The sequence below is a fragment of the Allobosea sp. genome (genome assembly GCF_051860145.1).
Lineage (GTDB): Bacteria > Pseudomonadota > Alphaproteobacteria > Rhizobiales > Beijerinckiaceae > Allobosea.
In genome coordinates this window covers 1-23,918 of sequence record NZ_JBHYEM010000035.1, presented here as the reverse complement: position 1 = coordinate 23,918, position 23,918 = coordinate 1, and the positions used below count along the sequence as shown (strand labels likewise).

General features: G+C 67.2%; 22 protein-coding genes and 1 pseudogene. 14 read left to right on the top strand and 9 right to left on the bottom strand.

Translation table 11 applies throughout. The annotated features are described in order from the left end of the window. Nucleotides 1–384 precede the first annotated feature (384 nt). Complete coding sequence (gene gltX / locus ACTIF2_RS26840) at nt 385–1,725, top strand: glutamate--tRNA ligase (RefSeq protein WP_439500201.1); 1,341 nt, start codon at nt 385–387, stop codon at nt 1,723–1,725. 156 nt (nt 1,726–1,881) lie between these two features. Here the strand turns inward: gltX and ACTIF2_RS26835 are convergent, their stop codons facing one another. The 3 genes from ACTIF2_RS26835 to ACTIF2_RS26825 all read right to left on the bottom strand — a co-directional run bounded on the left by ACTIF2_RS26835 (nt 1,882) and on the right by ACTIF2_RS26825 (nt 5,443). Further along, a complete protein-coding gene (locus ACTIF2_RS26835; protein ID WP_439500200.1) occupies nt 1,882–3,201 on the bottom strand; it encodes an MFS transporter in 1,320 nt (439 codons plus the stop codon). Nucleotides 3,202–3,581: 380 nt separating this feature from the next. Further along, on the bottom strand, nt 3,582–4,742 hold the full coding sequence (locus tag ACTIF2_RS26830) for a DUF2865 domain-containing protein (RefSeq protein ID WP_439500199.1): 1,161 nt from the start codon (nt 4,740–4,742) through the stop codon (nt 3,582–3,584). A 191-nt stretch (nt 4,743–4,933) separates the two neighbouring features. Continuing rightward, nucleotides 4,934–5,443, bottom strand: coding sequence for a MarR family winged helix-turn-helix transcriptional regulator (locus ACTIF2_RS26825; protein ID WP_439500198.1), 510 nt, complete (start codon nt 5,441–5,443; stop codon nt 4,934–4,936). 130 nt (nt 5,444–5,573) lie between these two features. On the opposite strand from ACTIF2_RS26825, the gene hmgA reads away from it, so the two are divergent. Then, on the top strand, nt 5,574–6,932 hold the full coding sequence (hmgA, locus tag ACTIF2_RS26820) for a homogentisate 1,2-dioxygenase (protein ID WP_439500197.1): 1,359 nt from the start codon (nt 5,574–5,576) through the stop codon (nt 6,930–6,932). A gap of 96 nt (nt 6,933–7,028) precedes the next feature. Then, nucleotides 7,029–7,952 carry a CHAD domain-containing protein gene (locus ACTIF2_RS26815; RefSeq protein ID WP_439500196.1) on the top strand — a complete coding sequence of 308 codons (924 nt, stop codon included), beginning with the start codon at nt 7,029–7,031 and terminating at the stop codon, nt 7,950–7,952. A 31-nt stretch (nt 7,953–7,983) separates the two neighbouring features. On the opposite strand, the gene ACTIF2_RS26810 is transcribed toward ACTIF2_RS26815, so the two are convergent. Next, a complete protein-coding gene (locus ACTIF2_RS26810; protein ID WP_439500195.1) occupies nt 7,984–9,069 on the bottom strand; it encodes a TRAP transporter substrate-binding protein in 1,086 nt (361 codons plus the stop codon). A 62-nt stretch (nt 9,070–9,131) separates the two neighbouring features. Between ACTIF2_RS26810 and ACTIF2_RS26805 the strand changes: the two genes are divergently transcribed. From ACTIF2_RS26805 to ACTIF2_RS26795, 3 genes are read left to right on the top strand one after another with little or no spacing between them, the layout of a single operon-like run. Next, nucleotides 9,132–10,145 (top strand): fumarylacetoacetate hydrolase family protein, encoded by a 1,014-nt coding sequence (locus ACTIF2_RS26805; protein ID WP_439500194.1) that lies wholly within the window; start codon nt 9,132–9,134, stop codon nt 10,143–10,145. Next, nucleotides 10,135–11,097, top strand: a complete 963-nt coding sequence (locus ACTIF2_RS26800) for an MBL fold metallo-hydrolase (protein ID WP_439500193.1) — start codon at nt 10,135–10,137, stop codon at nt 11,095–11,097. The genes ACTIF2_RS26805 and ACTIF2_RS26800 overlap by 11 nt, the downstream gene beginning before the upstream one ends. Then, the gene (locus ACTIF2_RS26795; RefSeq protein ID WP_439500192.1) at nt 11,076–11,657 is read left to right on the top strand and encodes a DinB family protein; all 582 of its coding nucleotides are present in this window, start codon (nt 11,076–11,078) and stop codon (nt 11,655–11,657) included. Before ACTIF2_RS26800 ends, ACTIF2_RS26795 begins: the two co-directional genes overlap by 22 nt. Nucleotides 11,658–11,681: 24 nt before the next feature. Here ACTIF2_RS26795 and ACTIF2_RS26790 read toward each other — a convergent pair whose 3' ends face one another. Beyond that, nucleotides 11,682–12,053, bottom strand: a complete 372-nt coding sequence (locus tag ACTIF2_RS26790; protein WP_439500191.1) for a type II toxin-antitoxin system VapC family toxin — start codon at nt 12,051–12,053, stop codon at nt 11,682–11,684. Then, nucleotides 12,050–12,328 carry a hypothetical protein gene (locus ACTIF2_RS26785; protein ID WP_439500190.1) on the bottom strand — a complete coding sequence of 93 codons (279 nt, stop codon included), beginning with the start codon at nt 12,326–12,328 and terminating at the stop codon, nt 12,050–12,052. The genes ACTIF2_RS26790 and ACTIF2_RS26785 overlap by 4 nt, the downstream gene beginning before the upstream one ends. 94 nt (nt 12,329–12,422) lie before the next feature. Here ACTIF2_RS26785 and ACTIF2_RS26780 point away from each other — a divergent pair, with 94 nt between their 5' ends. The 4 genes from ACTIF2_RS26780 to ACTIF2_RS26765 all read left to right on the top strand — a co-directional run bounded on the left by ACTIF2_RS26780 (nt 12,423) and on the right by ACTIF2_RS26765 (nt 15,418). Then, nucleotides 12,423–14,015 (top strand): FAD-dependent oxidoreductase, encoded by a 1,593-nt coding sequence (locus ACTIF2_RS26780; protein WP_439500189.1) that lies wholly within the window; start codon nt 12,423–12,425, stop codon nt 14,013–14,015. Beyond that, on the top strand, nt 14,012–14,215 hold the full coding sequence (locus ACTIF2_RS26775; protein ID WP_439500188.1) for a DUF2783 domain-containing protein: 204 nt from the start codon (nt 14,012–14,014) through the stop codon (nt 14,213–14,215). The genes ACTIF2_RS26780 and ACTIF2_RS26775 overlap by 4 nt, the downstream gene beginning before the upstream one ends. A gap of 33 nt (nt 14,216–14,248) precedes the next feature. Beyond that, nucleotides 14,249–14,782, top strand: a complete 534-nt coding sequence (locus ACTIF2_RS26770) for a hypothetical protein (protein ID WP_439500187.1) — start codon at nt 14,249–14,251, stop codon at nt 14,780–14,782. A gap of 117 nt (nt 14,783–14,899) precedes the next feature. Next, nucleotides 14,900–15,418, top strand: coding sequence for a CreA family protein (locus tag ACTIF2_RS26765; protein WP_439500186.1), 519 nt, complete (start codon nt 14,900–14,902; stop codon nt 15,416–15,418). 9 nt (nt 15,419–15,427) lie between these two features. Here ACTIF2_RS26765 and ACTIF2_RS26760 read toward each other — a convergent pair whose 3' ends face one another. Further along, entirely contained in the window at nt 15,428–15,760 is a 333-nt protein-coding gene (locus ACTIF2_RS26760) for a hypothetical protein (RefSeq protein ID WP_439500185.1), read from the bottom strand. A gap of 316 nt (nt 15,761–16,076) precedes the next feature. Between ACTIF2_RS26760 and cysS the strand changes: the two genes are divergently transcribed. Together cysS and cimA are read left to right on the top strand one after the other, a co-directional pair. Next, nucleotides 16,077–17,546: a cysteine--tRNA ligase gene (cysS, locus tag ACTIF2_RS26755; protein WP_439500184.1), complete on the top strand. Its 1,470-nt coding sequence runs from the start codon at nt 16,077–16,079 to the stop codon at nt 17,544–17,546. A 162-nt stretch (nt 17,547–17,708) separates the two neighbouring features. Beyond that, nucleotides 17,709–19,304 (top strand): citramalate synthase, encoded by a 1,596-nt coding sequence (cimA, locus tag ACTIF2_RS26750; RefSeq protein ID WP_439500183.1) that lies wholly within the window; start codon nt 17,709–17,711, stop codon nt 19,302–19,304. 150 nt (nt 19,305–19,454) lie between these two features. Here the strand turns inward: cimA and ACTIF2_RS26745 are convergent, their stop codons facing one another. After that, on the bottom strand, nt 19,455–19,802 hold the full coding sequence (locus ACTIF2_RS26745; RefSeq protein WP_439500182.1) for a hypothetical protein: 348 nt from the start codon (nt 19,800–19,802) through the stop codon (nt 19,455–19,457). A 178-nt stretch (nt 19,803–19,980) separates the two neighbouring features. Between ACTIF2_RS26745 and ACTIF2_RS26740 the strand changes: the two are divergent. After that, nucleotides 19,981–21,894 (top strand): annotated as a pseudogene (locus ACTIF2_RS26740) (ABCB family ABC transporter ATP-binding protein/permease). 294 nt (nt 21,895–22,188) lie between these two features. After that, nucleotides 22,189–22,680: a hypothetical protein gene (locus ACTIF2_RS26735; protein ID WP_439500181.1), complete on the top strand. Its 492-nt coding sequence runs from the start codon at nt 22,189–22,191 to the stop codon at nt 22,678–22,680. Nucleotides 22,681–22,683: 3 nt separating this feature from the next. Here ACTIF2_RS26735 and ACTIF2_RS26730 read toward each other — a convergent pair whose 3' ends face one another. Beyond that, entirely contained in the window at nt 22,684–23,643 is a 960-nt protein-coding gene (locus ACTIF2_RS26730) for an SDR family oxidoreductase (RefSeq protein WP_439500202.1), read from the bottom strand. Nucleotides 23,644–23,918 lie beyond the last annotated feature (275 nt).

The window sequence follows — 23,918 nt, the reverse complement described above, 5'->3', positions numbered from 1 at the left end:
CGCCGGGCGTGAAAGTCACCGCCAAGAATTTTGGCCGCGACCGGCGCTACCCGATCGTCAACCGCTTCCGGGATTCGGGCGAGGCCGCCTATTCGCCGGATGCCGTACTGGTGAAAGGCGTCGGGAAGCCGGGCGGCGAGAGCTTCGACTTCTGAACGCTTCAGGAGGTCGAGGATTGAGGCGCGGGGAACCCTCTCCCGAGTGGGAGAGGGCAGGGTGAGGGCAGGCCCGAAATTGTAAGGGCGCGCCGCACCAGGCTGCCGTGGCGGATATCGCCCGCCCTGTTCTGCGCTGTCCGGCCCTCACCCCTACCCCTCTCCCACTCGGGAGAGGGGATCCCGCGCGTCAATTGTCCTTCCTGAACAAACCCGCCATAAGCCGACCATGACCACTCCGCTCGTCCGCTTCGCGCCGTCTCCGACCGGCTATCTGCATATCGGCAACGCCCGGCCGGCGCTGTTCAACTTCCTGTTCGCGCGCCGTCATGGCGGGCGCTTCCTGCTGCGCTATGACGATACCGACATCGCCCGCTCGAAGGACGAGTTCGCCGAGGCCATCGCCGAGGATCTCGCCTGGCTCGGCATCGTGCCGGACGAGACGTTCCGCCAGTCGCAGCGGATCGCGGATTACGACGCGGCGGCGCGGCGCTTGCGCGAGCAGGGCCGGCTCTACCCCTGCTATGAGACGGCCGAGGAGCTCGATCGGCGCCGCAAGCGCCAGCTCGCCCGCGGCCTGCCGCCGATCTACGACCGTGCCGCGTTGAAGCTGACCGCGGAAGAACGGGCTGCCCTGGAGGCCGAGGGCCGCAAGCCGCATTGGCGCTTCAAGCTCGAGCCGCGCACCGTCTCCTGGGACGACCTCGTGCGTGGGCAGGCGCATATCGACTGCGCCTCGCTCTCGGACCAGGTGCTGATCCGCGAGGACGGCACTTATCTCTATCACCTGCCTTCGGTGGTCGACGATATCGGTTCCGGGATCACGCACATCATCCGGGGCGAGGACCACGTCACCAACACGGCGGTGCATATCCAGATCTTCGAGGCGCTCAGTGCTGCCCTGCCGGCCTTCGGCCATGTCAACCTGCTGACCACCGCGAGCGGCGAGGGGCTGTCAAAACGCCTCGGTCATCTCTCGCTGCGGGGCCTGCGCGAATCCGGCGTCGAGGCGCTCGCGGTCGCGGCGCTGGCCGTGCTGGTCGGCTCATCCGATGCGGTCAGGCCGGTCTCCAGCCTCGACGAACTGGCGGGCCTGGTCGATCTCGCTCATGTCTCGCGCGCGCCGGCGAAATTCGACGAGCATGAGCTCGAGGCGTTGAGCGCGCGCACCCTGCATCATTTCGACTTCGCCCAGGTCGAGGAGCGGTTGAAGGCGCTGGATGTCCCCGCGACGGAGCCGTTCTGGCTCGCGGTGCGCGGCAATCTGGCGAAGCTGGCGGATGCGAAGGACTGGTGGCGGGTGGTGGCGGGGCCGCTGGCGCCCGTGATCGCCGACGCCGATTTCGCGAAGGCGGCCGCCTCGCTCCTGCCGGCCGAACCCTTCGACGCGACCACCTGGAAGAGCTGGACGCAGGCCGTGGGCGCAGCGACCGGCGCCAAGGGCAAGGCGCTGTTCATGCCGCTGCGCCAGGCGCTGACCGGCCTCGATCATGGGCCGGAGCTCGCTGCGCTGCTGCCGCTGATTGGCCGGGAGAAGGCGCTGCGGCGGCTGGGCGGCGAAAGCGCCTGAGCGTCATTCTCGGGCGAAGCCCTCGGGTCCGACCTTCGGTCGGCCCAAGGATAAACTCCGCGCAGACCCGAGAATCTCATGACGAGAGGGCGCCGGTCGGATTCTCATCCGGCCTGAGATGCTCGGGTCAAGCCCGAGCATGACGCAGTGCATTCCTCACTCGTGCCGATCCATCGCCGTCTGGTGCTTGGTGTCGCGCATGGTCGAATAGACCAGCAGCGAGAGGAAAATCACGCCCGAGAGGTAGTAGTAGAACCACTGCTCGTGGCCCTGCTGCTTGAAGAACAGCGCGATTGCCGGGGCCGTGCCGCCGAAGATCGAGACCGTCACCGCATAGGGCACGGCGACGCCGGTGGCGCGGATCGCCGTCGGGAACAGCTCGGCCTTCACCACGGCGTTGATCGAGGTGTAGCCGGCGACGAAGATCCAGGCGCCCGAGATCAGCAGGAAGGCGACCCAGGGCGATTTCGTCTGCGACAGCAGCGTCAGGATCGGCACCGTCATCAGGGTGCCGGCGACGCCGAAGAAGATCAGCATCGGCTTGCGGCCGATCCGGTCCGAGAGCGCGCCATAGACCGGCTGCAGCAGCGAAGCGAAGATCAGCGAGCCGGCGATGACATAGGTCGTGGTGATGTCGCTGAGCCCGACCGTCTGCTTCACGAAGGTCTGCATATAGGTGGTGAAGGTGTAGAAGGCCGCCGTGCCGCCGGCGGTGAGGCCGACGACGATCGCCACCTCGCGCGGATATTTCATCAGGCCGCGCAGCGAGCTTTCCCGCCTCTTCGTCTTGCTGGCTTCGACGAAGGAGTCCGTTTCGTGCATGTGGCGGCGCATGAACATCGCCGTGATGGCGAGCAGGGCGCCGATCACGAACGGGATGCGCCAGCCCCAGTCGACCAGCTGCTCATGCGTCAGGAAGACGTTCTGGAGCAGCAGCAGCACCACGATGGCGGTGAGCTGGCCGCCGATCAGCGTGACGTATTGGAAGCTCGAATAGAAGCCGCGATGGTTCGGGTCGGCGATCTCGGTGAGATAGGTCGCGCTCGCCCCGTATTCGCCCCCTAAGCTCAGGCCCTCGATGATCCGCGCCAGCGCCAGCAGGGCCGGCGCCGCGAAGCCGATCGTGGCATAGGTCGGCGTCAGCGCGATGATCAGCGAGCCGAAGCACATCATCAGCACCGAGATCGTCAGCGACAGCCGCCGGCCATAGCGGTCGGCGAGATGCCCGAACAGCCAGCCGCCGATCGGCCGCACGATGAAGCCGGCGGCGAACAGCGTCGCCGCGTTGAGCTGCTGCACCACGGGATCGTGCGAGGGGAAGAAATGCGGCGCGAAATAGAGCGCGAAGGCGGTGTAGGCGTAGAAATCGTACCATTCGACCAGGTTGCCGACCGAGCCCATGAAGATGGCCTTCAGGCGGCGGCGTGCATCGGCCAGATCGATGCCGGTTTGCGGCTCGGCGAACGTTTCGGACATGGGAAGCCTCTGGAAGGCCGTGTCGGGTGCCGTCAGTCGCAGGGCCGCATCGTCAGATCGAGGAGCGATCGCGGCGGGGGCCTGGGGGCGTTCCGGACCGGCCGATGGTGTGGAGTTAGGCCATCTATGCGCCGATCGCGGCCATGCGTCCAGCGCCGATCGCGGCGTTTGTTCGGGGTAGGGCCTTGGAAAAACGCATGGCGCCGCTTTGTCCAATCACCCGTCATTCCGGGGCAGGCCGCAGGCCTGAGCCCGGAATCCAGAAACACCGTGGCCAGTCAATGTGGCGGAGCCGTCGCAACTTCTCCGCAGCGGCCCGTGTTTCTGGGTTCCGGGTTCGCTGCTGCGCAGCGCCCCGGAATGACGGCCCGCCATTGCCCTTAAGGCCGCGCCGCGGACGGCCCGAGATTGGGCGCGAGATTCGGCGCGACGATCCGGACCGTCCGCTTCTCGCCGGTGACGCTCTTGGTCTCTTTCTTGAGGCCATCGCCCTGCTGGACGGTTTTCTCCGACTCGACGGTCTGCGGTCCCATGCCGGCCGATTCGGTGCCCGATGTCGGCGAGTTCTCGGACGGCATCGGCTTGTCGTCGGCAGGGTCGGGCAGGGCGGGGGCCTGCGCCGTCGGGGCGGGCGCCGGCGTCGCGGTCTTGCGTTTGGGGTCGGGCTTGGGGCGCGACATCTCCAGCGAGCTCTGTTCGGTGACGGTGATGTCGCCCTTGCGCTTGTCGAGCAGGTCCTCGGCATTGCGCAGGGCCTGGACCCAGCTCTGGCCGGGCGACCGGCAGGTGCAGGCGGCGTCGAAGCTGCGGATGTATTTCCCGGCATTCGGCAAGGAGGAATAGGGCGTGCCGGTGCTGCGCTGGACCGCGTTCTGGATATCGCCGCCGGTCGACATGCCGAAGGCGGTCGTCTCGGTGCCGGGGCAGAGCGCCTGGCACATCTCGTCCTGGCCCTCGCGGCCGCCCGGGCTGTTGGCGAGCGGGAAGAAGAAGCCGTCGCAGGTCCGCACGCAGACGGTGTAGGCGCCGCCCTGGCGCGGGCCGGTGGGCTCCGCCGGGCGCTCCTCGGGGTCGAGCTCCGGCAAGGTCGAATCGATCTCGCCCCGGCGCGGCTCAATTCCGAAGATCGTCTCGAAGAAGCCGCGCTGCTGCGGCGCGGCGCGGCAGTTATTGTCGATCATCGCGGCGAGCTGCGCGCGCCGTTGCTCGAGGCCGCCGCCCTGCGCCTGCTGCTGCAGCGGCCCGAGCTGGGCCTGCAACTGGTTGATTCGGGCGCGCATGCCGCCGCATTGCGGCGGCGGCGCCTCGCCGAAGAACAGGAAGCCGCCGCGTTCGCAGCCCATGGCGCGGTACTGGCCGATGATTTGCGAAAGCTGTGCGCCGACGCGCTGCGCCGCCTGGGCCGCGCCGGGATTGCCGCCGCGCTGGCCCTGCAGGCTGGCGAGCTCGCTGCGCCAGGCATTGCAGGCCGGCGACTGCGCGAGGGCCGTGCCGCCCATCGCGGACAGGGCCAGAAGCATTGCGCCGAGGCGCCTGGTCAATCCAAATCTCATCGCCGATCGGGCCATCTCACCTGCATGTTCGATCCGCCCCCGCGGCCGCTTTGCCGTTCGGTACAACACCACCTGCCAAACGCGACGGAACTCTGGACGGCTCCTGCGACGGCTCGGCACAGAGTCGCACGATCGACCGTAAACGACCCCCGCATGCCATATTTGGCCGCGAGCGGCAATCACGGCTCGCCTTCGTGATAGGCCCCGGCGAGATGGCGGCCGCGCTCGGTCAGCATCGAGAGCACGCGCTCGAAGACGCGCAGCTCCTCCGCCGCCAGTCCTTCGGTCCAGCGCGCTTCGAAGGCGAGCGCGAGCGGCACGATATCGGCATAGATCCGGGCGCCGGGGCCGGTCAGGGCGACGAAGGATTCGCGCCGGTCCTCGCGGTTCTCGCTGCGCGAGACCAGCCCCCGCTTCTCGAGCTCGCCGACGGCGCGCGAGACTTTGGTCTTGTGCATCTGGGTGATCTCGCCGATGTCGCGCGAGGTCATCCGCCCGAACTCGCCGAGCTGCGCGATCACCCGCCATTCGGGAATGCCGATGCCGAAGCGGGCGCTGTAGATGCGTCCGAGCGCGCGGCTGGCATAGGAGCCGACGACATTGAGGCGATAGGGCAGGAACCGCTCCAGCCGCAACGCGGTTTCCGGGTCGGGAATTTCGGAGTCGGGCGACGGTGATCTGATTGACATTAGTTTCATCTGTAACTAATTGAGGCGGATATCAAGGCGCCGATCGCGATCATTCCGGAACTGGCGTGCTTGTCAAAGCCGCCGCAAGGAAATCCTAACGGAAACGCCGGCCGCGGAAGGGGAGGAACCCATGAACGTCCAGACGCAGATTCATACTCCCCCGCTTCGTCAGGCCGGATCGGGCCCGCGCTACATGTCCGGTTTCGGCAACAGTTTCGAGACCGAGTCGCTGCCCGGCGCATTGCCGGTCGGCCGCAACTCGCCGCAGAAGGCGGCCTACGGGCTCTATGCCGAGCAGCTCTCCGGCTCGCCCTTCACCGCGCCGCGCTCCACGAACGAGCGCTCCTGGCTCTATCGCATCCGCCCGAGCGTCAAGCATGGCGGGCGCTGGACCAAGGTCGACCGGGGGCTGATCCGCAGCGCGCCCTGCCGCGACGAGGCCGATCTGCCGATCGGGCAATTGCGCTGGAGCCCGATTCCGGTGCCGGCCGAGACGCTGACCTTCGTCACCGGCCTGCGCACGCTGACCACGGCCGGAGATGCCGATACGCAGGCCGGCATGGCCGCGCATATGCTCTTCGTCACCGCCTCGATGGAGCGCGAATACGTCTTCTGCGCCGATGGCGAATTGCTGGTCGTGGCGCAGGAGGGCGATCTGCGCTTCTGCACCGAGTTCGGGGTGATCGAGATCGAGCCGGGCGAGATCTGCGTGATCCCGCGTGGCGTCGTCTTCCGCTGCGAGCTTCCCGGCGGCCCGGCCCGCGCCTATGTCTGCGAGAACTATGGCGGCGGCTTCACCTTGCCCGATCGCGGGCCGATTGGCGCCAATTGCCTCGCCAACCCGCGCGATTTCCTCACCCCCATTGCCGCCTATGAGGACGACGAGACGCCCTCGACGCTCTACGCCAAATGGGGCGGCGAGCTCTATTCCACGCCGATCGGCCAGTCGCCGCTCGACGTCGTCGCCTGGCACGGCAATTACGCGCCCTATAAATACGACCTGCGCCATTATTCGCCGGTCGGCGCCATCTCCTTCGACCATCCCGATCCGTCGATCTTCACGGTGCTGACCGCGCCCTCCGAGACGCCCGGCACCGCCAATATCGATTTCGTGATCTTCCCTGAGCGCTGGGCCGTGGCCGAGAACACCTTCCGGCCGCCCTGGTACCACCGCAACATCATGTCGGAGTTCATGGGGCTGATCTACGGCGTCTATGACGCCAAGCCCGAGGGCTTCACGCCGGGCGGCTTCAGCCTGCACAACATGATGCTGCCGCACGGGCCGGACGCCACCGCCTTCGACCATGCCAGCACCACCGAGCTCAAGCCGGTGAAGCTGACGGGCACGATGGCCTTCATGTTCGAGACCCGCTTTGCCCAGCGCGTCACCGGCTATGCCGCCGGCCTGCCGGCGCTGCAGCCTGATTACAGCGCCTGCTGGGACGGGCTGAAGAAGCGTTTCGACCCCGGCAAGCGCGAGGCCTGGTAGGGCGCCGTCGGTGCAAGGCTCTTGCGCGGCGGCGATGCCTGTCGCTCAATGCAGTTTCGAGTTTCGCAAGGAGCCTCTCTTCGCAAGGAGCCTTTCTTGGCGACGTCAGCGAAAACGCCGCGCCGGCGCCGCAAGGGCGCGAGCCTGCCGCGCTCGACCGGCGGTCGGGCCGTGTTCGACGGCCCTGCCATGATGCGGCTCTGGGCCCGGCACTGGCTCGACTTCTGTCGCGGAATGCCCCTGCGCGGCCGCCGCCTGCTCGACGGCATGGAGCGCGACCCGGCGAAGCGTGTCCATGACTTCCGCCGGTTGATGAAGGCCTGGCGCTCCCTGCTGAAGCTCGCCCCCCCGGCTCTGGCCGAGGAGGCGGCGGCGCTCAGGGCCGAGATCAAGCAGCTGCGCCAGAGCTTTGGCGCGAGCCGCGACGCCGCGGTCGTTGCGCGCACCCTGCAGCAGCTCTCGCCGAAGGCCGATGGCAGGCTCGTGCTCCCGGCCGACCGGGCGCCGGCGCCGGAGACCGTCGCGGCGATGCGCGATGCGCTCGACCGGCTCTCCGTCAGGATGGAAGCCTGGTCGGTGGCGGGAGAGCGCGGCGGCTTCCTGCTCGCGGCGTTCCGGAGGAGCTATCGCAAGGCGCGCCGCGCCGCCAGGCATGATCCGCGCCGGATGAGCCTGGAGCGCCTTCACGCCTGGCGCACCCGCGTCATCGATCTCGGCTATCAGCTCAGCTTCTTCCAGCCGGCCGCTCCGTTCTACTACAAGGACCAGATCGACGCCGCGGAGCGGCTGCGGACGCATCTCGGTGCGGTCGTCGATCTCGACATGGCCGACAGGCAGCTTGCCGCAGAGGCCGAGCCGCAGACGAAAATCCGCAAGAAGCTCGGGCGGCGCGTCGCGAGGCAGCGCGGCAAGGCGGCCGCGATGATCGGGCGCGTGCTCGGCGAGCGGCCGAGAACGGCCTGCGCGCATCTCGCGGCGGCGATGACCCACCAGGAACCGCGCCGGATCAGACTTGTCTGACCCGGCGCCAGGCCTGCCGCTATTGCGTGCCTCAGCGCGATTTCAGCCGGTTCATGAAGGCGTCGTAGGAGAGCTCCGCGACCTGCCACCAGAGCAGGTTCTCGCCGCGGAAGGCGACCATCGACTCGTAGCCCTTCTTGAACAGCTCGCTCTTGGCCGAGGTCTCGGCATAGTACTCTTCGGCCGCCTTCAGCGAGGCTTCCATCACCGGCTGCGGGAAGGCGCGCAGCTGCGCGCCCTGGGCGACGAGCTTGCGCAGCCCGCCCGGATTGACGAAGTCGTATTTCGCCAGCATCCAGTTATTCGCCGCCTCGCAGGCATTGTGGACGATGGCCTGATAATGCTTCGGCAGCTTGCTCCACTGCTCCTGGTTGATGACGAGGTGCAGCATGGCGCCGCCCTCCCACCAGCCGGGATAATAGTAATAGGGCGCGACCTTCACGAAGCCGAGCTTCTCGTCGTCATAGGGGCCGACGAACTCGGCGGCGTCGATCGTACCGCGCTCGAGCGCGGGATAGACGTCGCCCGGCGCGATCTGCGTCGGCACCACGCCGAGCCTGGCCAGCACCGAGCCGCCCATGCCGCCGATGCGAAACTTGAGCCCCTTCAGGTCTTCGACGCTCTTCAGCTCCTTGCGGAAGAAGCCGCCCATCTGGCAGCCGGAATTGCCGCAGGGGATCGAGTAGGCGTTGAACTTGGCCAGGGCCTCGTTGATGATCGGCTCGCCGCCGCCGAAATACCACCAGCTATGCTGCTGGCGGGCATTGAGCCCGAACGGGATGCCGGTTCCGAGCCCGAGCGCCGGCTCCTTGCCGATATAGAAATAGACCGGCGTATGCGCGCATTCGACCGTGCCGGAGGTGACCGCGTCCAATGCCTGCAGGCCGGGCACGATCTCGCCGGCCGAGAAGGTCTGGATCTGGAACTTGCCGTCGGTCGCGTCCGACATGAACTTCGCGAATTGCTGCGCCGTGCCGTAGATCGTGTCGAGCTGCTTGGGGAAGCTCGAGGTCAGGCGCCATTTCACCTCAGGCTGCGATTGCGCGATCGCGGGCATCGCGATCGGCGTGGCGGCCGCCGCCAACGCACCGGTTTTCAAAAAGTCGCGGCGTTTCATAAGCTGTCCTCCCAAGGGTTTGTTGCGCGCAATCTCGCGTGTTCGTCACGGATTGGAAAGAGATGAAACTCGCCTCCCTCATGCATGGCCGGGATGGCCGCCTCGTCGTGGTCTCGAAGGACCTGACGCGCGCCACCGACGCTTTCCCCGTGGTCGCGACGCTGCAGGCGGCGCTCGACGACTGGGGCCGGTACGCACCGCACCTGGCCGACCTCGCCGAGGGGCTGGAGCATGGCTCGGTGCCGTCCTTCCGCTTCCACGAGCATGACTGCGCCTCGCCCCTGCCGCGGGCCTATCAGTGGCTCGACGGCTCGGCCTATGTGAACCATGTCGCGCTGGTGCGGAAGGCGCGCGGCGCCGAGATGCCCGAAAGCTTCTGGAGCGACCCGCTGATGTACCAGGGCGGCTCGGACTCCGCGCTCGGGCCGCGCCAGCCGATCCGCGCCCGCAGCGAGGAGGACGGCATCGATTTCGAGGCCGAGATCGCGGTCGTCACCGGCGACGTGCCGATGGGCGTCGCAGCCGAGGCCGCGCGCGATCACATCCGGCTCGTCATGCTCGCAAACGACGTGAGCTTGCGGAATCTGATTGCGAGCGAACTGGCGAAAGGCTTTGGTTTCGTTCAGTCGAAGCCACCGACGGCCTTCTCTCCGGTGGCCGTCACGCCCGACGAACTGGGCGATGCCTGGCAGGACGGCAAGCTCGCTCTGCCGCTGCTCTCGCAGCTCAACGGCCAGCCTTTCGGCAGGCCCGATGCCGGCGTCGACATGACCTTCGATTTCGGTACGCTGATCGCCCATGCCGCGAAGACCCGCCCGCTCTCGGCTGGCACGATCATCGGCTCCGGCACGATCTCGAACCGCGATGCCGAGGGCGGGCCGGGCAAGCCCGTCGCGGAAGGCGGCGTCGGCTATGCCTGCATCGCCGAGCAGCGCATGGTCGAGATCATCGCGACCGGGACCGCCGCTACGCCCTTCCTGCGCTTCGGCGACACCGTGCGCATCGAGATGAAGGACGCGGAAGGCCATTCCATCTTCGGCGCCATCGAACAGGACGTGCTGCCTCATGTCGATTGACAAGCCAGCCTTCGCCTCCAGCGCCGATCTCGGCGAGAAGACCATTTCCTTCGACGAGATCGGCAAGGGCGTCTACGCCTATACCGCCGAGGGCGATCCCAATACCGGGGTCGTGGTCGGCGACGACAGCGTGCTCGTCTTCGATGCGCAGGCCACGCCAAAAATGGCGGAGACCGTGATCGCGCGCGTCCGCAAGGTCACCGACAAGCCGATCAGCCATGTCGTGCTCTCGCATTATCACGCGGTGCGCGTGCTCGGCGCGCCGGCCTATGGCGCCCGCGAGATCATCTGCTCGGATGTCGCCCGCGCGATGATCGTCGAGCGCGGCGAGGAGGACAAGGCGAGCGAGATCGGCCGCTTTCCGCGCCTGTTCCAGGGCGCCGACTCGATCCGTCCGGGCCTGACCTGGCCGAGCGCGACCTTCTCCGACACGCTCTCGGTCTGGCTCGGCAAGCGCGAGGTCCGGCTGATGAAGCTCGGCCGCGGCCACACCGCCGGCGACATCGTCGCCTGGGTTCCCGATGCGAAGACCTCCTTCGCCGGCGATCTCGTCGAGTACGGCGCCACGCCCTATTGCGGCGATGCGCATTTCGGCGACTGGCCGGCGACGCTCGACCGGCTCTCGGCGCTCGGCTCGGCCGCGATGGTGCCGGGTCGCGGCGCGGCGCTGACCAGCGCCGGCATGGTCGCGGACGGCATCAAGGGCACCCGCGCCTTCCTGAGCGACCTCTATGCGGCGGTGAAGCAGAACGCCGCGGCCGGCCGCTCGCTGCGCGAGACCTTCGAGCGCGTCCACGCGGCCCTGAAGCCGGCCTATGGCGACTGGGTCATCTTCGAGCACTGCCTGCCCTTCAACGTCTCGCGCGCCTATGACGAGGCCAACGGGCTCGATCACCCGCGCATCTGGACCGACGAGCGCGATCGCCAGATGTGGGTCGAGCTCCGGGGCTGACGGCGATGTCGCTGCTCGGCCATCTCCGCAAGGCGGCCCGCAACAATGCCTGGGCCAATGACCGGTTGCTGCGCGCCTGCGCCGAGCTCGACGATCCGGCTTTTCGTGCGGCGCGCACCAGCTTCTTCCCGTCGCTGCACGAGACGCTGAACCACAACCTCTCGATCGACCTCTACTATCTCGACGCGTTGGAGGAGGGCGGGCGCGGCCTGACGGTGTTCGAGACCTTCCGGCCGCTGGATTGCGCCGCGCTGCTCATCGTCCAGGGCGAGACCGATCGCCGCCTGATCGCCTTTTGCGACGCGCAGACGGATGAAAGCCTGGGGCGCCGCGTCGGGACCGACCGCGGCGACGAGGGCAGGGTGCCCGAGCGCGTCGACGACCTGCTGGCCCATCTCTTCCAGCACCAGACCCATCATCGCGGTCAGGCCCATGCGATGCTATCCGGCACGGCGGTCTCACCGCCGCAGCTCGACGAGTATTTCCTGGCCTTCGACGCGGCCCGGCGCGAGGCCGAGCTGGCGCGGCTCGGAATCGAGGGGCCGGAGGCGATCGGATGAGCGGGCGGCTGAGCCGAGCAGCGGTCAGTAAGCGGCTGCGAGGCCGGGGAACATCGGAAAATGCTTGAGGTTCAAAGTCGCCAGTCGCAGTCCATGATGATCGGCCGTCGCGGCGATCAGGGCGTCCGCGATGTCGAGACCATGGCTCTTCTGGAAGCGGCGCAGCAGCTCGCCGGCACTCTCGGCAATCGCCTGGTCGATGTCGAGCAGGGTGCTCCCGGCCAGGACCGCGTCGATTCCGCGCCGGTCCCGCTCGCCACGTTGTCCCGCGCGCAGCTCGCTGACGCTGATCACCGAAAGGTGAGGCCGCGCAGGCATGTTCATGATGAAATCGATGGCCGGCGCATGGTTGCGCAAGCCGTCGATCACGACGCAGCTATCGAGCAGGATCGTCATTTCTGCTGCCAGTGCCGCGCAAGGCTCTCGGCGCGCCGGACACTGTTCCCGCGCCTCTTGGCGGCCGCGTCATCGAGGTCGGTGCGATCGGCCCAGATGCCGAAGGCCTTGGCCCAGCCTGCCTTCCAGTCGTCATCGTCCGACTGCTCGCTCTCGGCAATGGCAAGATCGACGCCATGCCTGATCAACTCGCTCTGCTTGCGGCCGGTGCGGCGGCTCAGCCGTTGCAGCGCGAGCTTCTGGTCCTCTCGCAGGAACACCTGGGCCTTGCGCATGGCGGAGCATCCTCAAGTTCGACATACATATTATATGGCGGAAAGCTGCACTGCGCCACTCCAGAGCCGTAGCGGCGGGGAGACCGTCTGAGCCATGGCCGCCGAACGCCGCTTCGCCTATCGCCGCAGCCCCGACCAGGACGCGCTTAGTCCGGCCCGCCACCCTGTCGTCATTGTCGGGGCCGGCCCGGTCGGGCTGACGCTGGCGCTCGATCTGGCGCGGCGCGCGGTTCCCGTCGTGCTGATCGACGATTCCGACCGGATCGGCGAAGGCTCGCGCGCGATCTGCTTCGCCAAGCGCACGCTGGAGATTTTTGACAGGCTGGGGCTGGCCGGGCCCATGGTCGAGAAAGGCGTCACCTGGCAGAAGGGCAAGGTCTTTCGCGGGCAGGCGATGCTCTACGAGTTCGACCTGCTGCCCGAGCCCGATCACAAGCAGCCCGCCTTCATCAATCTCCAGCAATATCATGTCGAGGCCGCGCTCGCCGCGGCGGCCGAAGCCGAGCCGCTGCTCGACCTGCGCTGGTCGAACCGCCTGGCCGGGATCGAGCCGCGCAATGACGGCGCGCTCCTCACCATCGAGACGCCCGACGGTCCCTACCGGCTCGATGCCGGCTGGGTCGTCGCCTGCGACGGCGCGCGCTCGCCGACCCGGACCCGGCTCGGGCTGGAATTCCGCGGCGAGGCCTTCGAGGACAAGTTCCTGATCGCCGATGTCAGGATGCGCGCCGCCTTTCCGACCGAGCGCTGGTTCTGGTTCGCGCCGCCCTTCCATTCCGGCCAGTCGGCGCTGCTGCACAAGCAACCCGACGACATCTGGCGCATCGACCTCCAGCTCGACCGCGATGCCGATCCCGAGCGCGAAAAGCGTCCGGAGAGCGTCCGCCCCCGCATCGAGCAGATGCTCGGCCATGGCGATTTCGAACTGGAATGGGTCTCGGTCTATCGTTTCCAGTGCCGCCGGCTCGACCGTTTCGTGCATGGAAGGGTGATCTTTGCCGGCGACGCTGCCCATCAGGTCTCGCCCTTTGGCGCGCGCGGCGCCAATTCCGGCATCCAGGACGCCGACAATCTCGGCTGGAAGCTCGCTCTGGTCGTCACGGACCGCAGTCCGGCCTCGCTGATCGACAGCTATGACGCCGAGCGCGTCGAGGCGGCGGAGGAGAACATCCTGCACTCGACCCGCGCCACCGATTTCATCGCGCCGCGCTCGCCGGGCGAACGGATCCTGCGCGATGCCGCCTTGGCGCTGGCCGGCACGACCGGCTTCGGCCGGCGCTTCGTCAATTCCGGCAGGCTCTCGCAACCGACCGCCTATACCGGCTCGCCGCTGTCGACGCCCGCCCCCGACTGGCAGGGCGGCGTGCCGCCGGGAGCCACCTTCCTGGACGCGCCCCTGCCGAGCGGCGCGAACGGCCGGATCTGGTTGTCCGAGACGCTGGCTGACGGGCAACCGGTGCTGATTGCGTGCACAGCAGATAGCAAGGCGCTCGCGCTGCCCGGCGTCACGCGCATCGATATCGCGCCGGCCGAAGCCGGGAACGGCGTCCTGGCCCGGCGCTACGGGCTGGCTCCGGGCGACGCCGTCCTGCTGCGGCCCGATGGCCATGTCGCCGCCCGGTTCCATGATGCGACGCCGGCCGGTATCGCGGCCGCGATCGAGACCCTGGAAGGACGCCGCGCGTGACCGATCCGAAAGCTCTCCTCACCGAACCGAACCTCGCCGACCCCGACGCGGCCTATCGGCTGATCGTGCAGGCGCATCGCGATCTGAGCGAGGCCGAAAGCGCCGCCTTCAACGCCAGGCTCGTGCTGATCCTCGCCAACCATCTCGGCGACGTCGAGATTCTGCGTCAGGCCTTGGCGCTGGCACGCGAGGCGCGGTAACGTCTGTCGCCTGCCGCCGGAGCCGTCGCCGCGATGATCGATCCCGTCCCCCTGTATCCAAGCACCATCCCGCTCGCCTTCTTCATCTGGGGGCCGGCCCTGGTGATGCTGCTGTTCTGGCTCGTCGGGTTCTGGGCGAGCCGCCAGGGCGTGGCGCGGATGCTCGAGAGCGACTGGAAAGGCTTCACCGTCTCGGATGTCGAGAAGCTCTTCTCGGCCTATGGCGACGACCGCCGCAGCCGCTACCGCCATCGGGTGCTGCCGGCCGATGCCGCCTTCGCCCTGACCTATGCGATCGTCGGCGCCGTCATCGTCGCCGGGGTCTCGATGCGCGGCTATCCCTGGTGGGTCGCGACGCTGTGCGGCGGCGGCTGGCTCTTCGGCGGGCTTTGCGACGTCGTCGAGAATTTCGGGGTGGCGCGGCTGCTCGACAAATATCCGAAGGTCGAGCCGGGCGACGTCGCCTTCGCCAGCGGCTTCACGCGCCTCAAGCTCGTGCTTTTCACGCTGGGCGTGATCGGCGCGCTGGTCGCGGCCTATCTCGTGTTCAAGCCGCTGGCGGTATAGCCGCTTTCGGCTGCACTGGTGCGCCGGGGCGCGGCATCCCATATCCTGCCGGCCGTCATACGGGTAGGCCGTCCTGCGGGCAGGCCGTGCTGCGGGAAAGCGTCGGGAGAGTTCAGAATGCGGTTTCGTCGTCATGCCCTGGCCTTGCTGGCCGTTTTTGCCCTCGGCAGCGCCGCGATTGCGCCGGCCCAGGCCCAGGAAGACCTGATCTTCCGGAAATCGACGGTCTGGAAAATGCTGACGCCGAACGACAAGCTCGCCGTCTACGGCGTCGACGACCCCATCGTCGAGGGCGTCGCCTGCCATTACACCATCCCCGAAAAGGGCGGTGTCTCCGGCATGTTCGGCGTGGCCGAGGAGGTCTCGGAGATCTCGCTGGCCTGCCGGCAGATCGGTCCGATCAAATTCAAGGAGAAGGCCGAGCAGGGCGATGTCGTCTTCCGCGAGCGCCGCTCGATCGTCTGGAAGAAGATGCAGATCGTGCGCGGCTGCGACGCCAAGCGCAACGTGCTGGTCTATCTGGTCTATTCCGACAAGCTGATCGACGGTTCGCCGCAGAACTCGACCTCGACCGTCCCGATCATGCCCTGGGGCGGCTCGGGCGACGCGCCGAAATGCGCGGACTGGATCAGGTGAGGCGGGGCCTCACTCGCCGCAGGTGATGGAGAGCGGCTGCTCGGCTTCCGAGGTCAGGCTGGGCTTGCTCACCGACCCGGTGAAATCCTCGCGCGCGGCGACGCCGAACGAAACCGCCTTGGCGAAGCCCTGGGCTTCGCACCAGGCGTCGGCGACGATCTTGCCGCATTCGGAGGTCTTCGTGGACAGGCAATCGGCGACACCGTAGCCGTCGCTCGCCGGAATCAGGAAGATGCGCTGGTCGCTGGGAGCCGCGACGGTCTTCGACGTCGGCAGCACCGAGAGCGACAGGCCGGCTCCGATGATTCCGAAGAGGCCGATCAGGGCGATGGCGCGGCGCATTCTCGATGTTTCCTCGTGACCCGACAGGCCCAAGAACCTTCGAATCACGAAGATGGCGCCCGCCGGTTAAATTTCGATGAATTGCGTCCGCAAGATGGTGCGACGCAGCAATTGGGGCCGCCCTCTTGACGCAAAGCCCGCGCACAGGCAATCAGTTTTTCCATGACGCGAGCCGCCATCCGGATTTGCATTATTTGCCGCTAGCTTTCGCTGGCCGGCTGCTCACGTCCTCGTCCTGAAACGACCTGACAAAAGCGCCCCGGCCAGCGGCCTGGATTCCAAGCCTTTCGTCGCCCTTTCGCTCAGGACCGTTTCGATGTCGCCCAATCTGAGGCTCTACAACACGCTGACGCGGACGAAGGAGAGCTTCGTCCCGATCGATCCCGATCACGTCCGCATGTATGTCTGCGGCCCGACGGTCTATGACTATGCCCATATCGGCAATGCCCGGCCGGTCATCGTCTTCGACGTGCTCTACCGGCTGCTGCGGCATCTCTATGGCGTTGAGCATGTCACCTATGCCCGCAACCTCACCGACGTCGACGACAAGATCAACGCCCGCGCCGCCCGCGATTTTCCGGGACTGCCGCTGAACGAGGCGATCGCCAAGGTCACGGTAGGCACGACGGCGCAGTTCCACGCCGATGTCGCCGCCCTGGGCAATCTGCCGCCGGACGAGGAGCCGCGCGCCACCGATCATATCGGTGAGATGAAGGCGATCATCGAGCGCCTGATCGCGCGCGGCGTCGCCTATGTCGCCGAGGAGCATGTCCTCTTCCACGTGCCGGCCGTGGCGGGGCTGAAAAACGCGCCGAAATACGGCTCGCTCGCCCGCCGCCCGCTCGACGAGATGATCGCCGGCGCGCGGGTCGACGTGGCGCCCTACAAGCGCGACCCGATGGATTTCGTGCTGTGGAAGCCGAGCCGCGACGGCGTCGATCCCGGCTGGCCGTCGCCGGCGGGCATCGCGACGCCCGGCCGCCCCGGCTGGCATATCGAATGCTCGGCCATGTCGATGGCCAAGCTGCTCACGCCCTTCGGCGGCGGGCTGCAATGCGACGATCCGGCCAAGAATGTCTTCGACATCCATGGCGGCGGCATCGACCTCGTCTTCCCGCATCACGAGAACGAGATCGCCCAGTCCTGCTGCGCCTTCGGCGGCGCTGGCGGAGCCGCGCGCATGGCCAATATCTGGATGCATAACGGCTTCCTGCAGGTCGAGGGCGAGAAGATGTCGAAATCGCTCGGCAACTTCGTCACCATCAACGAGTTGCTGGAAACCGAGGTTTTTGGCGGGCGCAAATGGCCCGGCGAGGTGCTGCGGCTTGCAATGCTGAAGACGCATTACCGCCAGCCCATCGACTGGACGGTGAAGGCGCTCGAGGAGGCGGAGAAGACGCTTGCCGATTGGGCGGCCGTCGCTGGCGAGGCTGGGGCCGGGCAGGTTCCCGCCCCGGTGGTCGAGGCGTTGGCCGACGATCTCAATATATCGCAGGCGGTCGCCGAACTTCATGCTCTGCGCAAGGCCGGCGATTACGGAAGCCTGAAGGCGAGCCTCGCTCTGCTCGGTATTTCCTTGCCGCAGGTTGCCGCGGCCGAAGTCGACGATGCCTTGCGCGCGAAGGTCGAGACCTTGACGACCGCCCGCCTCGAAGCCCGGCGCTCCAAGAACTTCGCCGAATCCGACCGGATCCGCGACGAGCTCGCCGCCATGGGCATCGCCCTCAAGGACGGCAAGGACCCGGCGACCGGCGAACCCGTCACCACCTGGGAGATGAAGCGATGAACCGCGACATCACCCCCGCAGTCCACATCAAGAAGCAAGAAGAACGACGTTCATGACCCCGCACAAGATTCGCCCCGCCGGCTCGCTCTCCATCGCGATGAAGCTCGTCATGCTCGCCATGGTCGTGCCGAGGGTGCTGCGCTATCGCCTGAGATCGCGGCTATGACCGCGCGCATCCATCTCTTCGACACGACGCTGCGCGACGGCGCGCAGACGACGGGCGTCGATTTCTCGCTCGACGACAAGCGCGCGGTCGCGGCCATGCTCGACAAGCTCGGCATCGACTATGTCGAGGGCGGCTATCCCGGCGCCAACCCGCTCGATACGGCCTTTTTTGCCGATAAGCCGACGGTGAACGCCAAGTTCGCTGCCTTCGGCATGACCAAGCGGGCAGGGCGCTCGGCCGCCAACGATCCCGGCATCGCAGCCCTGCTCGAGGCCAAGGCCGACGCCATCGTCTTCGTTGCCAAGAGCTGGGACTACCATGTCCATGTCGCGCTCGAGATCCCGCTCGAGGACAATCTCGAAGGCATCACCGAGAGCGTGAAGGCCGCCAAGGCGGCCGGGCGCGAGGTCATGCTCGACTGCGAGCACTTCTTCGACGGCTACAAGGCCAATCGCGACTATGCGCTCGCCTGCGCCCGCGCCGCCTATGAGGCCGGCGCGCGCTGGGTCGTGCTCTGCGACACCAATGGCGGCACCTTGCCGGACGAGATCGGGGCAATCGTCGCGGAGGTCGCCAAGCTGGTGCCGGGCGATCATCTCGGCATCCATGCCCATGACGATTGCGGCTGCGCCGTCGCCAATTCACTCGCGGCCGTCGAGGCCGGCGCGCGCCAGATCCAGGGCACGCTGAACGGGCTCGGCGAGCGCTGCGGCAACGCCAATCTGGTGACGCTGATCGGCACGCTGAAGCTCAAGGAGAAATATCGCGAGCGCTTCAGCCTCGGCATCGACGAGGTTCAGCTCGGCCAGCTCGCCCATGTCTCGCGCGCGCTCGACGAGATGCTGAACCGCGCGCCCAACGTGCACGCGCCCTTCGTCGGCTCCTCGGCCTTCGCCACCAAGGCCGGCATCCATGCCTCGGCCGTGCTCAAGGACCCGCGCACCTATGAGCATGTGCCGCCCGAGGCGACCGGCAATATCCGCAAGGTGCTGGTCTCCGACCAGGGCGGCAAGTCGAACCTCGTCGCCGAGCTGGAGCGCATCGGCGTCACGCTCGGCCGCGACGATCCAAGGCTCTCGCGCGTGCTGGAAGAGCTCAAGGAGAAGGAAGCGCAGGGCTACGCCTTCGAGGGAGCGGATGCCTCGTTCTACCTGCTCGCCAAGCGCATCCTGGGTGAGCTGCCGGCCTATTTCGAGATCGAGCGCTTCACCGCCAATGTCGAGCGCCGCTACAATGCGCTCGGCGAGCTCGTCACCTTCTCCGAGGCGATCGTCAAGGTGAAGGTCGGCGAGGAGACGCTGATCTCGGTCGCCGAAAGCATGCTCGGGCCGGTCAACGCGCTCGATCTCGCCTTGCGCAAGGACCTTGGCCGTTACCAGTCGCTGATCGGCGGCCTCAGGCTGGTCGACTACAAGGTCCGTGTCTTCCAGGGCGGCACCGACGCCGTCACCCGCGTTCTGATCGAATCCGCCGACGAGCGCGGCGAGCGCTGGACCACGGTCGGCGTCAGCGCCAACATCATCGACGCCTCGTTCCAGGCGCTGGTCGACTCGATCACCTACAAGCTGATGCGCGAGGGTGCGACGGCGTAGGACGTCCTTCTCCCCTCGGGGGAGAAGGTCCCGGCAGGGGGATGAGGGCAGTACGACCAGGTGAAGCGAAGGTAGGTCGCAACCATCCTTCCCTCATCCGTCAGCGCTTCGCGCTGCCACCTTCTCCCCCGAGGGGAGAAGGGATGCGCCTCAATCCGTCAGCCGCAGCGTCTTCTCGCGGCAGAGGTCGACGCCGTCATTGTCGCTCTCGACCTCGTCCTCGAAGCGCCCAAGGATGTAATAGGTGCAGCCGGCCGGCTTGCTGAGCTTGAGCGAGACGCTCTTGCCCGGCGCCAGCGGCTTGGCGAGCTTGGCGACGAGGCGGGCCTGCTCGCCGGTGGTGGCGATCTCGAGCGTGTTCAGCGGCACGGTCCGGGCATTGGTGATCTTGATCTGACCCGGAGGCCGGGCCGATTGCGCCAGCGCCGGCAAGGCCGCGAGGCAGAGCGAGGCGGAAGCGCCGATCAAGCCGGCCGAGATAACATGCTGGATTCTCATGGTTGTTTCTTCCCCGATCGTGAGTTTCGGACCTTCCTGAACCATCTCACACCGCTCATGGGTCGAGAACAAGGCAGATGGCGGCGGTCCCCGCCGCAATCGTTTCCTTGTGTTTGGCCCCATGTATTCCCATCCGATTGGGGCCTATATGGGCGAGCCAACCTGGAATCGTTTGAAGATGTCCCCGCCTGCCGCGCCGTCTCCGGCGCCGACTTTCGCCCGCTCGGCCGTGCTTCAGCCGGGTTCCGGCTTCGTCGCGACCTTCCGTGCGCTCTGGCCCTATCTCTGGCCGCCGGACCGCGCCGACCTGCGCCAGCGCGTCGTCGCCGCCTTCATCCTGCTGGTCACCGGCCGCCTCGTGCTGATGGGCGTGCCCTTCACCTTCAAATGGGCGACCGACGCCCTGGCGAACAACCCGACGAGCCTCGGGCACTGGCTGCCCTGGCTGGTTGGCGCCCCGCTCGCGCTGACGGTGATCTACGGCCTCGCGCGCGTCGGCTCCTCGGCCTTCATCCAGTTGCGCGACGCGCTGTTCGCGCCGGTCTTCATGCATGCGGTCCGCACTTTGGCGCTGCAGACCTTCGGCCATTTGCACCATCTCTCGCTGCGCTTCCATCTCGAGCGCAAGACCGGCGGCCTGACCCGCGTGCTGGAGCGCGGCCGCAACGGCATCGAGGAAATGGTCCGCCTCGGCCTGAACCAGCTCGTGCCGGTCGTGGTCGAGGTCGTGCTGATCATCGCCGTGCTGCTGGTGATGTTCGACTGGCTCTATGTCGTCGTGCTGGTGACGATGGTCACCGGCTACATGGCCTACACCATCAAGGCGACCGAGTGGCGCATCGCCATCCGCGGCGCCATGAACGAATCCGACACCGACGCCAATTCGAAGGCGATCGACTCGCTGCTCAACTACGAGACCGTGAAGTATTTCGGCGCCGAGGCGCGCGAGACGGCGCGCTACGACCTCTCGATGGCGCGCTATGAGCGCAATTCGGTGAAGGCCTATACCTCGCTGGCCTGGCTCAATTTCGGCCAGGCCGCGATCTTCGCTGCCGGCCTGACCATCTCGATGGTGATGGCGGTGCGCGGCTTCCAGGCCGGCACGCACACCGTCGGCGATTTCGTGCTGATCAACGCCATGCTGATCCAGCTCTACCAGCCGCTGAATTTCATGGGCACGGTCTATCGCGAGATCAAGCAGGCGACGCTCGACATCGAGCAGATGTTCTCGCTGATCGGCCGCGATCCGGAGATCCAGGATCATCCCGGCGCACCGCCTTTGCGCGTCGATGCCGGCGAGGTCCGCTTCGAGGACGTGCATTTCGCCTATATCCCCGAGCGGCCGATCCTGAAGGGCATTTCTTTCACCGTGCCGCCGGGCCGGACCATCGCCATCGTCGGCCCGTCGGGCGCCGGCAAGTCGACGATCTCGCGCCTGCTCTTCCGCTTCTACGAGCCGGGCGAGGGCCGCATCCTGATCGACGGGCAGGACATCGCCACGATCCAGCAGGTCTCGCTACGTTCCGCGATCGGCATGGTCCCGCAGGACACCGTGCTGTTCAACGACACTATTCGATACAACATCCGCTATGGCCGGCCGGAGGCGACCGAGGCCGAGGTCGCGGAGGCGGCGCGGCTCGCCCAGATCGACCGCTTCATCCGCTCGCTGCCGGAGGGCTACGAGACCTCGGTCGGCGAGCGCGGCCTGAAACTCTCGGGCGGCGAGTAGCAGCGCGTCGCCATCGCCCGCACCATCCTGAAAGGCCCGCCGATCCTGGTGCTGGACGAGGCGACCTCGGCACTCGATTCCTTCACCGAGAAGGAGATCCAGGATGCGCTCGACCGGGTCAGCGAGGGCCGCACCACGCTGGTCATCGCCCATCGTCTCTCGACCGTGATCAATGCCGACGAGATCATCGTGCTCGACAAGGGCCTGATCGTCGAGCGCGGCCATCATCGCGAGCTGCTCGCGGCCGACGGCGTCTATGCCGCGCTCTGGAACCGCCAACGCCAGGTCGACGAGGCCAAGGCGACGCTGAAGCGCGCGACCGAGGAGGAGGAGGTCAGCGTCCGGGTCAGCCTGACGGAGTAGCGCGTTACTCATCCGAATCGGCCGGATCGTCATTGCGAGGAGCGAAGCGACGAAGCGATCCAGGGGCGGACGCGCTCTACGAAACTGGATCGCTTCGCTTCGCTCGCGATGACGTTGGATGCTCAGGCATAGATCCCGGGTCGCCCTGCGGTCGCCCGGGATGACAGCGGCCTTTCCAACCCTCTGAAATGCCTGATTCTCACGAGGAAATGTCTCGCCAGACGGGGCGCGATTCCTGCATGATGCGGGGACGCGGCGGCGACCGCCGGCCGTGCGAAGTTGGGGGGCTTCATCATGTTCGATCCGACGACACTGACCGGCTTTCACACCTGGCTCAGCCTGATCGCGATCCTCGCAGGCTTCTTCGTCGTACCGGCCCTGCTGAAGGGCCACACCAGGCCGGGCTGGACCGGGGCCTTCCTCTCGACGGCTTTTGCCACGAGCGCGACCGGCTTCGCCTTTCCGTTCACCGGAATCCTGCCCTCGCATGTCTTCGGCGTGGTCTCGCTCATCCTGATCGTCCTCGCCGGCTATGGGCTCTATGCGCGGATGCTGCAGGGGGCCTGGCGGCGCATCTACGCGATCTGCGTCGTGGTCGCGCAATACCCGCTCTGTTTCGTCGCGGTGGTGCAGGCCTTCCTGAAGGTGCCGGCGCTGAACGCGCTCGCGCCGACCCAGTCCGAGCCGCCCTTCGCCATCGCGCAGGGCCTGCTGTTCGTGGTCTTCGCGGCGCTGACCGTCATGGCGGCGCGCCGCTTCACGCGCAGCCCGACCGCGCTGGCCTGAGGCTCAGCCGCTGCCATAGCCGCCGATGATCGGCAGGATCTCGCCGGTGATGTAGCTCGAGCATTGTGCCGAGGCGAGGAAGACATAGGCCGGCGCGATCTCCTCGGGCTGGGCCGGGCGCTTCATCGGCGTCTGGCTGCCAAACTCGGCGACGTCCTCGGCCGTCTTGTCGGACGGGTTGAGCGGGCTCCAGACCGGCCCGGGCGCGACGGCGTTGACGCGGATGCCGCGCGGCACGAGATGCGTCGAGAGCGAGCGCGTGAAGGCGTGGATGCCGCCCTTGGTGGTCGCGTAGTCGATCAGCTTCTCGCTACCCATCAGGCCGGTGACCGAGCCGGAATTCACGATCGCGCCGCCGGGCTTCATATGGGCCAGCGCCGCCTGCGCCATGTGGAAATAGCCGTAGAGATTGGTCTTCAAGGTCGTGTCGAAATGCTCCTCGGTCAGATCCTCGAAGCGCGGGGCGTGAACCTGGAAGGCGGCGTTGTTGACCAGCACGTCGAGCTTGCCGAAGGCCTTGACCACCTGCGCCACCGCCTTGCGGCAGAACTCTGCGTCGCGCACGTCGCCGGCGATCGCGAGCCCGCGCCGGTTTTCCGCCTTGATCGCTTCCAGCGTCACGGCCGCGTCCTCGTTCTCGCCGAGATGCAGGATCGCGACATCGGCGCCTTCGCGCGCGAACAGCACGGCGACCGCCCGGCCGATCCCGGAATCGCCGCCGGTGACGATCGCGACCTTGCCCTCGAGCTTGCCCGAGCCCCTGTAATAGGGCGCGTCATACATGGGCGCAGGGTCGAGCCGCGCCTCCGAGCCCGGCTTCGGCTGATGCTGCTTCTTGAAGGGCGGCTCCGGATAGAGCCGCGCCCCGGCCTGCATCGCACCGTGGGAAACCTTCTGCGGGCGGGCATCGGCGCGGGCGACCTGTTTCTGGATGCGCCGCTGCTGCTTGGCGGCGGATTTCACCGCCTTGGGCGGCTTCGCGACCGCCCGGGCCGGGGATTTGGCCTTCGCTGAGGATTTCGCCACTGGTCGCTCCCTGTTCGCGGGTTGTCGAGAGGGAACGTCGGGTCGGGGTGGTGGTTCCGCCGAGCTCGCACCGCCCGCGCCAAAATCCCCGCCGGCTGGTGCCGCGAGGTTTTGCTGGTCGCTTGGCGTATCCGAGGGGATGCGCGGGACGAGATGGCGCCGCAGCCTGACGCCGCGTGTCGATGTCGATGTCGAAATGTCGAGGCAGCGCC

Bases quoted from the DNA above. Each gene is read 5' to 3' on its own strand.
- ACTIF2_RS26790 (WP_439500191.1), bottom strand. From the start codon at position 12,053: ATGACGATCCTGCTCGATAGCTGCGTCGTGATCGACGGCTTGCGCAAC.
- ACTIF2_RS26780 (WP_439500189.1), top strand. From the start codon at position 12,423: ATGGCCGCCGAACGCCGCTTCGCCTATCGCCGCAGCCCCGACCAGGAC.
- ACTIF2_RS26760 (WP_439500185.1), bottom strand. From the start codon at position 15,760: ATGCGCCGCGCCATCGCCCTGATCGGCCTCTTCGGAATCATCGGAGCC.
- ACTIF2_RS26770 (WP_439500187.1), top strand. From the start codon at position 14,249: ATGATCGATCCCGTCCCCCTGTATCCAAGCACCATCCCGCTCGCCTTC.
- cimA (WP_439500183.1), top strand. From the start codon at position 17,709: ATGACCGCGCGCATCCATCTCTTCGACACGACGCTGCGCGACGGCGCG.
- hmgA (WP_439500197.1), top strand. From the start codon at position 5,574: ATGAACGTCCAGACGCAGATTCATACTCCCCCGCTTCGTCAGGCCGGA.
- ACTIF2_RS26825 (WP_439500198.1), bottom strand. From the start codon at position 5,443: ATGTCAATCAGATCACCGTCGCCCGACTCCGAAATTCCCGACCCGGAA.
- ACTIF2_RS26805 (WP_439500194.1), top strand. From the start codon at position 9,132: ATGAAACTCGCCTCCCTCATGCATGGCCGGGATGGCCGCCTCGTCGTG.
- gltX (WP_439500201.1), top strand. From the start codon at position 385: ATGACCACTCCGCTCGTCCGCTTCGCGCCGTCTCCGACCGGCTATCTG.
- cysS (WP_439500184.1), top strand. From the start codon at position 16,077: ATGTCGCCCAATCTGAGGCTCTACAACACGCTGACGCGGACGAAGGAG.
- ACTIF2_RS26745 (WP_439500182.1), bottom strand. From the start codon at position 19,802: ATGAGAATCCAGCATGTTATCTCGGCCGGCTTGATCGGCGCTTCCGCC.
- ACTIF2_RS26810 (WP_439500195.1), bottom strand. From the start codon at position 9,069: ATGAAACGCCGCGACTTTTTGAAAACCGGTGCGTTGGCGGCGGCCGCC.
- ACTIF2_RS26765 (WP_439500186.1), top strand. From the start codon at position 14,900: ATGCGGTTTCGTCGTCATGCCCTGGCCTTGCTGGCCGTTTTTGCCCTC.
- ACTIF2_RS26835 (WP_439500200.1), bottom strand. From the start codon at position 3,201: ATGTCCGAAACGTTCGCCGAGCCGCAAACCGGCATCGATCTGGCCGAT.
- ACTIF2_RS26800 (WP_439500193.1), top strand. From the start codon at position 10,135: ATGTCGATTGACAAGCCAGCCTTCGCCTCCAGCGCCGATCTCGGCGAG.
- ACTIF2_RS26785 (WP_439500190.1), bottom strand. From the start codon at position 12,328: ATGCGCAAGGCCCAGGTGTTCCTGCGAGAGGACCAGAAGCTCGCGCTG.
- ACTIF2_RS26735 (WP_439500181.1), top strand. From the start codon at position 22,189: ATGTTCGATCCGACGACACTGACCGGCTTTCACACCTGGCTCAGCCTG.